Origin of the sequence: Athalassotoga saccharophila (assembly GCF_009936215.1) — a bacterium.
Lineage (GTDB): Bacteria > Thermotogota > Thermotogae > Mesoaciditogales > Mesoaciditogaceae > Athalassotoga > Athalassotoga saccharophila.
Genome location: NZ_AP019551.1, coordinates 1,619,095 through 1,631,158, shown reverse-complemented (window position 1 = coordinate 1,631,158; position 12,064 = coordinate 1,619,095). Strand labels below are relative to the sequence as shown.

At 41.2% G+C, this 12,064-nt stretch carries 12 protein-coding genes; 10 read left to right on the top strand and 2 right to left on the bottom strand.

What is annotated here, in order from left to right; genetic code table 11:
• The first annotated feature begins 12 nt into the window (after nucleotides 1-12).
• Genes ATHSA_RS08125 through aroE form a run of 10 tightly spaced genes read left to right on the top strand, consistent with a single transcriptional unit; the run spans nucleotide 13 to nucleotide 10,802 of the window.
• Nucleotides 13-3,078, top strand: coding sequence for a glycoside hydrolase family 2 TIM barrel-domain containing protein (locus ATHSA_RS08125; protein WP_161848603.1), 3,066 nt, complete (start codon nucleotides 13-15; stop codon nucleotides 3,076-3,078).
• Nucleotides 3,075-4,868 (top strand): glycoside hydrolase family 36 protein, encoded by a 1,794-nt coding sequence (locus tag ATHSA_RS08120; protein WP_232060081.1) that lies wholly within the window; start codon nucleotides 3,075-3,077, stop codon nucleotides 4,866-4,868. Before ATHSA_RS08125 ends, ATHSA_RS08120 begins: the two co-directional genes overlap by 4 nt.
• Nucleotides 4,849-5,790 (top strand): galactose-1-phosphate uridylyltransferase, encoded by a 942-nt coding sequence (galT, locus tag ATHSA_RS08115; RefSeq protein ID WP_161848601.1) that lies wholly within the window; start codon nucleotides 4,849-4,851, stop codon nucleotides 5,788-5,790. Before ATHSA_RS08120 ends, galT begins: the two co-directional genes overlap by 20 nt.
• A 12-nt stretch (nucleotides 5,791-5,802) precedes the next feature.
• A complete protein-coding gene (galK, locus tag ATHSA_RS08110) occupies nucleotides 5,803-6,873 on the top strand; it encodes a galactokinase (RefSeq protein ID WP_161848600.1) in 1,071 nt (356 codons plus the stop codon).
• Nucleotides 6,874-7,368, top strand: a complete 495-nt coding sequence (locus tag ATHSA_RS08105) for a MogA/MoaB family molybdenum cofactor biosynthesis protein (protein ID WP_161848599.1) — start codon at nucleotides 6,874-6,876, stop codon at nucleotides 7,366-7,368. It begins immediately after the preceding gene.
• A complete protein-coding gene (locus tag ATHSA_RS08100) occupies nucleotides 7,369-8,550 on the top strand; it encodes a molybdopterin molybdotransferase MoeA (protein ID WP_161848598.1) in 1,182 nt (393 codons plus the stop codon).
• Between the two features lie 14 nt (nucleotides 8,551-8,564).
• Entirely contained in the window at nucleotides 8,565-8,903 is a 339-nt protein-coding gene (gene aroH, locus ATHSA_RS08095; protein WP_161848597.1) for a chorismate mutase, read from the top strand.
• Nucleotides 8,900-9,328, top strand: a complete 429-nt coding sequence (gene aroQ / locus ATHSA_RS08090; protein ID WP_161848596.1) for a type II 3-dehydroquinate dehydratase — start codon at nucleotides 8,900-8,902, stop codon at nucleotides 9,326-9,328. The genes aroH and aroQ overlap by 4 nt, the downstream gene beginning before the upstream one ends.
• A complete protein-coding gene (locus tag ATHSA_RS08085; protein ID WP_161848595.1) occupies nucleotides 9,325-10,026 on the top strand; it encodes a prephenate dehydrogenase in 702 nt (233 codons plus the stop codon). Before aroQ ends, ATHSA_RS08085 begins: the two co-directional genes overlap by 4 nt.
• A complete protein-coding gene (aroE, locus tag ATHSA_RS08080) occupies nucleotides 10,023-10,802 on the top strand; it encodes a shikimate dehydrogenase (protein ID WP_161848594.1) in 780 nt (259 codons plus the stop codon). Before ATHSA_RS08085 ends, aroE begins: the two co-directional genes overlap by 4 nt.
• Here the strand turns inward: aroE and ATHSA_RS08075 are convergent.
• Nucleotides 10,764-11,300: a 2-oxoacid:acceptor oxidoreductase family protein gene (locus ATHSA_RS08075; protein WP_161848593.1), complete on the bottom strand. Its 537-nt coding sequence runs from the start codon at nucleotides 11,298-11,300 to the stop codon at nucleotides 10,764-10,766. The two genes, aroE and ATHSA_RS08075, sit on opposite strands and share 39 nt — an antisense overlap.
• On the bottom strand, nucleotides 11,300-12,061 hold the full coding sequence (locus tag ATHSA_RS08070; protein WP_161848592.1) for a thiamine pyrophosphate-dependent enzyme: 762 nt from the start codon (nucleotides 12,059-12,061) through the stop codon (nucleotides 11,300-11,302). The genes ATHSA_RS08075 and ATHSA_RS08070 overlap by 1 nt, the downstream gene beginning before the upstream one ends.
• Nucleotides 12,062-12,064 lie beyond the last annotated feature (3 nt).

The window sequence follows — 12,064 nt, the reverse complement described above, 5'->3', positions numbered from 1 at the left end:
GAGTTGGGACTTATGAAAAATCATAACGAATGGAAGGACGATCCTGAATTATTTCGTATCAACAGGGAAGATGCTCATGCAACTTTGGTTCCTTATTCGGACCTCAAGAGTGCCTTTGAAGATTTACAAAATCCACCTGAAAAAAGAGGGATTCGCGTTGATTCTAAATACCTGAAATTATTGAATGGAAAGTGGTATTTTCATCTTTCCAAGAATCCTTCGGAAAGACCCGTTGATTTTTACAAAAAATCCTACGATGTAAGCGGGTGGAATGAGATAGACGTGCCGGGCGAATGGCAAATTCAAGGGTACGATTATCCAATTTACACGAACATAATATACCCATGGACCGGATACGAAAATCCAGAACCGCCACACGCGCCAACCGTTTACAATCCTGTTGGATCTTACAGGACGAATTTTAACATTCCTAAAGAATGGCAAAATAGAGAAATCTTTATCTCCTTCCAAGGAGTTGAATCGGCTTTCTATCTTTGGGTCAATGGAAGATTTGTCGGATACAGTGAGGACAGTTTTACGCCCGCCGAATTCGACATAACAAAGTATGTAAAGACCGGAAAAAACGATCTCGCCGTCGAGGTTTACAGATGGTGTACGGGCAGTTGGCTTGAAGATCAGGACATGATAAGGCTAAGCGGAATTGTGAGGGATGTCTTTATTTATGCAACCCCGAAGATTCACATGCGAGATTTTGAAGTCATAACAGACCTCGACGATCGATATGAAGACTCAAAGTTAAAGATAAATGTTGATGTTAAGAAGTATTCGAAGGATTTAAAGAACACTTTTTCGATAGAGGCGTACCTTTACGATAAAGATGGCAGAACAATTTTTTCCGATACTGTAAAAAAGAGATTTTCGTCGAAAGATGATGTGGTGGTATCGATAGAAGGAGAGGTTAAAAGTCCTCAAAAATGGTCTGCCGAGTATCCGTATCTTTACACCCTTGTTCTAACCATGAAAGATTCTCAGGGAAAAGTCATCGAGGCCGAGGGATGTAAGGTTGGATTTAGAAAGTTCGAATTGAAAAATGATCTTATGACCATAAACGGAAAGGTAATAAAATTCAAAGGCGCAGACAGGCACGAATTCGATCCGCGAACGGGTAAACATGTACCGGCCGAAACGATGATAAAGGACGTAAAATTAATGAAGCAACTCAACATAAACGCAGTCAGAACTTCTCATTATCCCAATGACCCTTTATGGCTTGATCTTTGCGATGAATACGGACTTTACGTGATTGATGAGACGAATCTTGAGACTCATGGGGTAAGGGACAGGGTGCCGGCAAGCGATCCACAATGGACAAATGCCTGCCTCGATAGAGTTCAAAGCATGGTCGAAAGAGACAAAAATCATCCTTCCATCTTGATCTGGTCTTTAGGGAATGAAGCGGGTCATGGAACGAATTTCAGGCTTATGTCTGATTGGGTTCACATGAGAGATGCCACGAGACTCGTCCATTACGAAGGAGACAGTTCTGTCGCGGACATGACAAGTGAGATGTACTCTCCCGTCGAAAGAGTTGAAGAATATGCGAAATCTGGAAACAAGAAGCCTTACATTCTTTGCGAATATGCCCATGCCATGGGAAACAGCAATGGAAATCTTTACAAGTACTGGGATTTGTTTAGAAAATATCCGAAGTTACAGGGAGGATTCATCTGGGACTGGGTAGATCAGGCCCTGTATGAAAAAAGACCGGACGGCAAGGGTGAATACCTCGCATATGGAGGAGACTGGGGAGATAATCCCAACGATGGAAATTTCTGCGCAAATGGTATAGTACTTGCAGACAGAACTCTAAAGCCTCAGGCCTACGAGGTAAAATACGTGTACAGAAATATTCTTGCAAAGCCTGTCGATATTCTGAATGGAGAATTCGAGATTTTCAATGAATATCTTTTTACAAATCTAAAAATATTCGATTTTGAGTGGTTTTTGAAAGAAAATGATGAGGTTATAAATTCCGGGAAGATGGAACTCGATGTAAACCCATCTGAGACCAAAAGCATCAAAATACCTATGGGCCACGTTGTGCCGCATCACGATTGCGAATATTTCATGGAATTTTCATTCAGACTTAAAGATACCCAAAAATGGGCAGAGGCAGGTTATGAAGTCTCTTACGAGCAATTCAAAATACCTTTTGAATCCTGCAAATTGGATGTTCAAAAAAGTGCTCCGAAGGAATTTAAAATAGAAGATACTTCTGATCTGACGGTAATGGCCGATGATTTTCTTATCTCTTTTGATAAATCTTCAGGATTTATAAAGGCCCTTAAATCTAACGGAAAGGATATCATATCTAACGTCAGACCGATTTTTTGGAGAGCGCCAACAGACAACGATCGTGGAAATAAGATGGAAGAAAGATTAAGAACATGGAAAGATGCACGGGAATTTAAACTCATCGATTTCAAATGGATCAAATCTGCAGAAGGTATAAAAGTCATGACAATCTTAAAAGTTCCGACGTCAGATCCTTCAATATGCTCTATCTCTTACGATATCGATACGTCCTGCTCTGTGAATCTTTCTTTTCAGTTGGTGCCCGGAGAGGATCTTCCAGAAATTCCGGTTATCGGGATGGAATTCATTTTGAATCCGGGGTTTGAGAAAGTAACATGGTTTGGACGTGGACCACACGAGAATTACTGGGACAGGAAAAAATCTGCTCGTGTGGGTCTTTACAAGATGGATGTCAGCGAATTCTTCGTCAATTACATAAGGCCATCGGAGATGGGCAACAGAACAGATGTTAGATGGGTTACCTTGACTGACAATGAAGGAGTTGGCCTTACTTTTAGAGGAAATCCTTATTTTGAGTTCAGTGCCCTGCACCATTCAATCGACGATTTAGAGAATGCGAAGCATCCATTTGAATTGCCCCAAAGGAAGGAAATCTTTTTGCATATAAATTACGCCCAAATGGGTGTTGGTGGAGACAACAGTTGGGGCGCAAAGACTCATCCGGATTTTACCATTTACTCCAATAGAACCTACCTTTACACTTTCAAATTCAAGCCGGTAAAATCTATCCAGAAGAGGTGAATTCTTTGAAAATAAATGGTCATATGAAAGCGGGAATAGGCAGAGAAATCGTTGGAGACTTCGAATTGAATTTTTCTGTTTCTAAATCTCGTGGTTATTTGATAGAGATAGAGTTAAAAAATCTTTCAGATGCTCCAAAGTTCATCAAAGAGATAAAAATAGGTGAGATTGACTCTAACGACAAAATCTTTATGAACAATTTTCAGTCATGGGGGCCATGCACCTTTGTAAATCCTTACGAAGTATCGATGGTTTTGAAATCTTCAAATGTTCCGTTGAACTTTGGAATTTCTCCAGTTTTGTGGGAGTTCAAAGATGGAATAGTTTCCGATTATTTTGTGGCAACTGATCATGAATTTGCAGGATTTTTGTCCTCGAATATATCCCATCCATATTTCAAATGGCACGATGGAAATTTAGATGTCAAGGTTTATATAGGAAAAACATTGTCATCGCACGAGAGTGTCAGGATCGAAAAGTTATGGATAAGTGAATTCGATACGATCGAGAATGCACTCCAAGATTACGCGCTGGAAGTTTTAAAAGATCATGAAACAAGATCGCACTCTCCGCTTTTTGGGTGGGAGTCTTGGTACAGTTATTATCTCGACATATCCCAAGAGACCTTTTTGAAAGAACTTGAAAGTGCGAATTTGAAGTATGAAGTCTTTCAGTTGGACGATGGGTATGAAGCCGACATAGGAGACTGGCTCAAGACAAATTCGAAATTCCCGGATGGTCTCGAATTTTTGGCTCGCAAAATAAAGGAAAAAGGCATGAAGGCCGGCATATGGACGGCGCCTTTCAGCGTGTCGGAAAGTTCAGATTTATTCAAGGAGCATCCTGACTATCTTGTAAAGGATGATGAAGGTAATCCCATCGTTGCCTATGAGAACTGGAGGAGAAAGATATACGCAATCGATCTTTCAAATGATGAGGCTATTGAATGGCTAAAAGATTTGTTTTTGACTTTGAAGTCCTATGGATATGAATTTTTCAAGATAGATTTTCTTTTTGCCGGCATGGTACCCGGCAAAAGAAAATCGAATTTGAGCCCGGTTGAATCTTACACAAGGGGAATGAAGGCAATTGCCGAAGCCGTTGGGGATAGTCACATACTCGGATGCGGAGCCCCGCTTCTTCCCTCGATAGGTTATGTTGATTCTATGCGTATAGGATCTGACACATCTTTTGAATGGAATGGGACGGACACGGGTGCTCCATCTGCAAAGTATTCGATAAGAAACGCGTTAACTCGAAATTTCATGAATAAATGGTGGGTGAATGATCCAGATTGCGTGATGGCAAGATCTCAAAGGACAGAACTGTCAAAGAATGAAAGGATGATAAATCTTTTCGTCCCGGCCCTTTTGAATGGTCAGTTTATCGAAAGCGATTTTCTCGGAGAATTAACAAACGAAGATATTCATCTTTTGATGAGCGCCCTTAATTTCAGAAACGGAAATTCTACCGTTAAATTCATCGACAGAGAGAGATATGTCATTACAACGAAAAACTCGAAAAATGGCGATGTTATATCATTTGTCAATCTTTCAGATTCCGTATGGAAAGCAGATCTTTCCTACCAGATAGGAAAAAAGGAAGAGGAATTTTTCATTTCTTATCCTTTGATGAAAAGCGTGGATAAAAATCTCGAGATAAATCCAAGGTCTATCGAGATTGTACTTCACAGGGGGAAAAGATATCTAAGACGTGACGACGAAAAAGAGGATGATGGCAGAGACATCCATTACTACTGGGGTGATGACTATGATGGAGTTAAGATATAATCCGATAACAGACGAATGGATAATAATATCCTCCGAAACACAAAAGAGGCCGGTCTTGCCCAAAAAGGAGTCATGTCCGCTTTGCCCGGGCGTACTTGAAATGAAGCACGATTACGATCTTACGGCCTTCGACAATAGGTACCCTTCTTTGAAACTCGATCCTCCTCAGATACAAAAGGATGATTTTTTTGAAAATGCCCCATCTTACGGTAAGTGTGAGGTTATAATGTTCACGTCCGATCACAATTCCTCACTTTCGAGAATGCCTTTTGGTCAGATAGAGAAACTCATCTACGTCTGGGAGGATAGAACTCGGGATCTCATGAAATACGAAAAGATAAAGTACATCTTTCCCTTTGAAAATCGTGGAAAAGAGGTCGGAGCCTCCCAGATCCATCCTCATGGCCAGTTATACGCCTTTCCATTCCTTCCCAAAAGGATTCAGACAAAGATAGACGCGATTGCGAAATACAAATCGAAAGGAGAATGTGCGATATGTGACGTGATAAAGCATGAAACTGGCGAGAATATTGTCTACGATGGAGAAAGTTTCGTAGCACTTGTGCCTTACTTTGCAAGATTCCCTTACGAGGTTCACATTTATTCGCGCAGACACATCTCCTTTTTCACGGAGATGACTTCGAGAGAAAAATTCGATCTTGCAATCGCACTAAAGGTTGTAACTTCAAAATACGATTCACTCTTCGATCAAGAATTTCCTTACATGATGGAGATCTTCCAAGGGCCCGTTAACCCTCAAATGAAGGATTTTCATTTTCACATAGAGTTCAATCCGCCAAAAAGGGATAAGGTCAACGTTAAATGGATGGCAAGTGTTGAGACCGGCACATGGGCTTTCATAAATCCGCTTACGCCTTCTGAAGCGGCCAAATCTTTGAGAAATGCATCTTATTCGATATAGGAGATGATATCTTTGAAATACAGATTCAGATCGCCCGGACGGATAAATTTGATAGGAGAGCACACAGATTACAACGGCGGATTTGTACTTCCGGCCGCGATAGACAAATACACTTACATAACTCTTGAAGAATCGAATCATTTCAAGGCACATACCGTCAATTTTGGAGAAAGAGTTGAATTTTCATTGAACGAAGAAAAAGAGAAAGAAGAATGGGCAAATTACGTCAAGGGGGCCATCTTTCACCTTGCGAAGAACATTAAAAAGCGGATAAGGCCCTTTAACATAGAAATATCGAGTACGCTACCAATAGGGGCGGGACTTTCGAGTTCTGCATCTTTAATGGTTGGTTTGATTTACGCTATTTCAAAGATAGAAAATATCAACCTTGACAGAGAAAGAATAGCCCAGATAGCACACGAGGCAGAAAATGAGTTCGTCGGGGTGAATTGCGGCATAATGGATCAATACGCCGTCGCCCTTGCAAAGAAGGACTCTTTCATTTTGATAGATGCCTCGAGTGGAAGGTACGAATACATTTACGCGAAGGGATTTCCAAAGATCATGATAATCGATTCTGGAATAAAGCACAAACTCTCAAGTGGAAATTACAACACGAGAAGAAATGAATGCGAGGAAGCAACGAAGATACTTGGAATTCAGTTCAAGGATTTAAAGAGATCTTTTCTCGAATCAAAAAAGAACTTGCTCGGTGATAACCTTTACAAAAGGGCAAGGCATGTCATCGAAGAAAACGAAAGGGTTTTGAAGACGATAAAGGCAATATCGCGCCAAGACTGGGAAGAGGTTGGAAAACTTGTAAAGGCATCTCACGTGAGTTTGAGAGATCTTTTCGAAGTTTCGACCGTTGAGATGGACTTCCTCGTCGATCACATAAACAAAATCGACGGTGTTTACGGATCGCGCATGATCGGTGGAGGCTTTGGAGGAAGCATAATAACGTTGTCTAAAAGGGATGTAAAAAATGATTTAAAAGAGATCGGACGAATTTACCAAAATGAGTTCGGCGTTGAGATAAAGTACTATCCGGTGAAACTTTCTGGAGGAGTAAGGAAGGTATAAATGGAGATTCCATTTTTGAAAATAGGGGTTTTAACGGTAAGCGATAGATGCTACAATGGTCAGATGAAGGACGAGAATTTTCCCGCGATAAAGGATATGGTCTCGAAGATCGGAGAGGTAGTTGTACACGAAACAGTGCCGGACGAGAAATCTCTTATATCCTCAAAGATCGTCGAATTTTGCGATAATCTCAATGTCGATCTTGTGCTTACGGCTGGTGGAACAGGTTTTTCTCCGAGGGATGTAACGCCTGAGGCAACTTTAGCGGTCATAGAAAAAGAGGTGCCGGGAATCCCTGAGATAATGAGAGTTTCGACCTTCTTTTCAAAGACTAAAAAATCCATTCTTTCAAGAGGTGTTGCTGGAATAAGGGGAAAAAGTCTTATAATAAATTTGCCGGGAAATCCAAATGGAGTAAAAGAAGATTTAGAGGTTGTGATGGACGTACTTCCGTTGGGGATTTCTATTTTGAAAGGAATGAAAGAAGGAATTTAGATGAAAACACTCGATGAACTTTTGAATTTGTTCGATGGAGTAGATGAAATAGCGGAAGATGAAGACGTAAGGATAGAAAATTCGGTAGGTAGGATATTATCTACCGATATTTTTTCAAAGTACGATTTTCCCCCTTACAACAGGGCGGCAATGGATGGCTTCGCTTTTCGCTACGCCGATCTTGATGAATCAAAGACTTTAACTGTAAAAGATGAGATTCTTGCCGGACACCCGCTTAAAGTGGAACTTAAAAATGGAGAATGTGTGAGAATAATGACGGGCGGGGCTGTGCCGGATCCTTGCGATACCGTTGTCGAGATCGAATCGTGCGAAATTGAGGGAAAAAAGGTTAGGCTTCAAAAGCCCGTTTCTCAATTTGCAAATATAGCGATAAAGGGAGAAGATTTAAAAAAAGGAGAACTTGCTCTTAAGAAGGGAAATGTCATAACCTCCAATAAGATCAATTTGATCGCATCTTTGGGCATGAGATATATAAAGGTAAAGAGGAAATTGAGAATTGGAATATTATCGACGGGCGACGAACTTGTTGACATTGACGAAGAGATAGAATATGGTCAGATAAGGAACTCTTCGAAGTACTCTCTTATGGCTCAAATATCGGCCATTCATCAGGACTTTTTCGATCTTGGAATTTCGAGAGATGACGAAGAAGAGATAAAATCGAAGGTTAAAGATGGAATGGCCAGATGTGATATATTACTTATAACCGGCGGATCATCTGTCGGTGACAAGGACCTTACAATGAAAGTGCTCGAAGATTTGAATGCGCAAATTCTTGTAGACAAACTTGCGATAAAGCCGGGCGCACCTACAATTATCGCCAAAATTGAAAACAAATGGATCTTCGGCCTTCCGGGCAATCCGGTCTCGACTTACCTTTCATTCTTAGTCTCTGTTCTTCCACTCGTTGAAAAACTTACGGGATCGGATGAGATCAAAAAATCCGTTTTGAAGGGAAGATTTGTGGGAAAATTCAAAAAACATGGCAAGAGAACGGATTTTGTGCCGTGTCAGGCAAAAGACGGTGTAGTCATGCCGATAAAGTACAACGGATCTGGAGATTTCACATCACTTTCGAATGCGAATGCGTTTTTTATAATTTATCCAGGAACCGAGACTTTAAAAGAAGGAGACATCGTGGATTACTTTTTTATCGATTGATGGAGGTATATAAATTGAAAGCGATAAGAGGGGCAATATTCGTAAAGGAGGATTCTCCTTACGAAATAGAAAAGAGCACGATCCAATTGATGAACAAAATATACGAGGTAAATGGAATAACAGACAAAGATGTCATTTCAGTTATCTTCAGCATAACAGATGGACTTAACGCTTTGAATCCGGCTACTGTTTTTAGAAAATCCGGCCACGATCTTCCCCTGATGTGTCTTCAGGAAGCGAAGATAGACGGTGCTTACGATATGGTGATAAGGGTCATGATCTTCGTTGAAAAAGAAGAGGTAAAGCACGTTTACGAAAATGGATCGGAAATTTTAAGGGATGACGGCAAATGAAAATACACGTTATAAATGGGCCAAATTTGAATATGGTCGGAAAGAGAGATCAATCCATTTATGGCTCCTTATCATATGCCGAGATAGTTGACAGGATAAAGGAATGGTCAGATTCTCGAAAGATACAGGTTGAATTCTTTCAGTCAAATCACGAAGGGGAGATAATCGATTACATTCAAAATCTTAATGACGGAGATGGAATCGTCATAAATCCCGGCGCTTACGCGCATTACAGTTACGCGATTCACGACGCACTTGAAACCTTCAAAGGGCCAAAAGTTGAGGTGCATCTTTCGAATATCTTCAAAAGAGAAGAGTTCAGATCAAAAAGTGTTATCTCTCGAGTGTGCGATGGTGTTATTTCCGGTCTTGGATGGTACGGATATATCCTCGGCATAGAGTACATAATGGGGATGTATAGATGAAGATCGCGGTAGTTGGCCTTGGACAGATAGGCGGATCTATTGCATTAAGACTTAGAAAACGAGGGTATGATCCGGATCTTTTCGATACAAATTGTGAACTTGCAAGATCACTCGGAGGAAGATGCTCAACTTTTTCTGGACATGGGTATGACGTAGTTGTGCTTGCACTTTATCCGGACGTTATATTGAATATGATGGATAATCTTCCGAAGGATAACCTTTATCTCGATACAGCCTCAGTCAAAGTTCCTGTCGTAAAAAAGGCTACTGAAATTGGGCTTAATTTTGTTGGCGGTCATCCAATAGCGGGAAGTGAGAGAGTCGGAAAAGATTCGTGGGATGAAAATCTTTTTGAGGGAAGACCATTTGCACTCGTTGAAACGCCTAACTCCAAGATGGACATTGCCATAAAATTCGTTGAAATTCTTGGATCGAGGCCTGTCATCGTGGATGCCGAATATCACGACAGGGCTCTTGCCCACACAAGTCAAGGTCTTTATTTCATATCAAAGGTCATAAAATCTTTAGGAACTTCTTACGAAGGGTTATCCGGCCCGGGTTACGCTTCGATGACAAGGCTATCGAATCAAAATCCTTTGCTTGGAGAAAGTTTTAAAAGATACAATTCAAAAAATATTTCTCAATTTTTGAACGAAGTCATTGAAGAGTTGAAAAAGATTTCGGAGGAATTGAAATGATCAGATATGGAATAATCGGCGAGCATCTCGATCATACCATCTCACCATTTATATACAATTCACTTTTTAAGAGGTTTGGAATAGATGCGATATACGAAAAAATAGAAATACCAAAAGATGATTTCGCTAACGTGAAAGATTTGATCAAGGACCTTCAAGGATTTAACGTAACAGTCCCCTACAAAGAAATGATAATTCCGTATCTTAAATCTCTGTCAGAAGATGCGAAGGAAATGGGAGCCGTCAACGTTGTCTCGAATCTGAACGGATCCAACACTGACTGGCGAGGTTTCAAAGAAAGCCTTAACGGTGTCGATTTAAAGGGAGACACAGCGCTTGTCATAGGTTCTGGAGGTGCATCAAGGGCCGTATGTTTTGCGTTAAAAAAAATGCAGATGAAGATACATCTAAAAAGCAGAAATTCACAAAAGGCGATGGATTTTAAAAAGATCTTCGATGTGTATCTGGAAGATCCAGATCCAGAATCTGTTTCAATAATAATAAATGCCACTCCGCTTGGGATGTATCCAAACATCGATGGCATGCCAGAGATAGATCTTTCGAAATTCTCAAAACATTGCGTTGTGTACGATCTTGTATACAATCCTCCAATGACCAGATTCCTAAAGGAGGCTACCGAATTAGGGCTTAGAACGATCAACGGATATGCGATGTTAATAAATCAGGCGGTTTTGAACTTAAAAATCTGGTCAATGGAAGATCTTGCAGATTACCTTTTAAGAGACGGAATTCATTCCCTGCCGGACGGCTTCTAAATTCAGATCTATTAACTTTTTATTTTTCCCGGCAAATGTCTCTTCGAGTGCTTTTCCAATCATTTCCAATTTAACGAGGCCTGTAACCCTCGCAAAGGCACCGAGTGTTACCATGTTTAAAACCTTCGAATTGCCTATCGCGTCTGCTATTTTATTCGCATCTATTTTGTAGACCTTTATGTCCTTCCTTGAAGGTTCTCTGTCTATAACCGAAGAGTTGAGTATCATTATTCCATCCTTTTTAAGCATCTCCTCGAACTTGATCATCGATGGAATGTTCATCGCTATCACCACGTCCGGCACATCTACAACCGGAGAACCGATGGGCTCATCGCCGACTATCACGGTACAATTGGCCGTGCCTCCGCGCATTTCTGGACCGTAAGATGGAAGCCATGTCACATTCAGACCATCTAACATAGCCGATTCCGCGATTATCTTTCCCATCAGCATTACGCCCTGTCCGCCGAAGCCTGCTATTATGATGGATTTGATCATTATATCATTCCCTTCGTTTTATCTACAAAGACTCCGAGGGGGAAAGTCTTCGTCATGTTCTCTTCGAGCCACTTCATAGCCTCGATTGGAGTCATTCCCCAGTTCGTCGGGCATGTCGATAAAACCTCTATCATCGAAAAACCTAACCCTTTTATTTGTGCCTGAAATGCCTTTTTTATAGCGGCTTTTGTCTTTATAACATTTTGAGGAGTTGTCACCATCGTTCTTTCTATGTATACTGCGCCCTCGAGAGTCGAAAGCATTTCACTCATTCTTATGGGATATCCATTTGCCTTTGGCTCTCTACCGTAAGGAGAGGTCGTGGTTTTCTGGCCAATAAGGGTTGTGGGAGCCATCTGGCCTCCGGTCATTCCGTAGACTGCGTTGTTTATAAAGATCGTCGTTATATTCTCTCCCCTGTTGGCGGCATGGACTATCTCGGCTGTTCCTATCGATGCGAGATCTCCGTCTCCCTGATACGTAAAGACGATTCTATCCGGAAGTGCCCTTTTCATTCCCGTTGCAACGGCTGGGGCCCTTCCATGGGCCGCAACGGTACCGTCCAGATCGAAAAAGTTGTACGCAAAGACCGAACATCCAACTGGCGCGACCATCAAAGTTTTTTCCGCTATTCCCAGTTCATCTATAACCTCTGCGATGATCCTGTGAACAATTCCATGGTGACATCCCGGACAGTAACTGAATTCGACTTTACTCAAGGACTTTGGCATCTGGGCCACTATTTTATCTACAGTTGCCATTTT

Bases quoted from the DNA above. Each gene is read 5' to 3' on its own strand.
- ATHSA_RS08085 (WP_161848595.1), top strand. From the start codon at position 9,325: ATGAAGATCGCGGTAGTTGGCCTTGGACAGATAGGCGGATCTATTGCA.
- ATHSA_RS08125 (WP_161848603.1), top strand. From the start codon at position 13: ATGAAAAATCATAACGAATGGAAGGACGATCCTGAATTATTTCGTATC.
- ATHSA_RS08105 (WP_161848599.1), top strand. From the start codon at position 6,874: ATGGAGATTCCATTTTTGAAAATAGGGGTTTTAACGGTAAGCGATAGA.
- ATHSA_RS08100 (WP_161848598.1), top strand. From the start codon at position 7,369: ATGAAAACACTCGATGAACTTTTGAATTTGTTCGATGGAGTAGATGAA.
- aroQ (WP_161848596.1), top strand. From the start codon at position 8,900: ATGAAAATACACGTTATAAATGGGCCAAATTTGAATATGGTCGGAAAG.
- ATHSA_RS08075 (WP_161848593.1), bottom strand. From the start codon at position 11,300: ATGATCAAATCCATCATAATAGCAGGCTTCGGCGGACAGGGCGTAATG.
- galT (WP_161848601.1), top strand. From the start codon at position 4,849: ATGATGGAGTTAAGATATAATCCGATAACAGACGAATGGATAATAATA.
- ATHSA_RS08070 (WP_161848592.1), bottom strand. From the start codon at position 12,061: ATGGCAACTGTAGATAAAATAGTGGCCCAGATGCCAAAGTCCTTGAGT.
- aroE (WP_161848594.1), top strand. From the start codon at position 10,023: ATGATCAGATATGGAATAATCGGCGAGCATCTCGATCATACCATCTCA.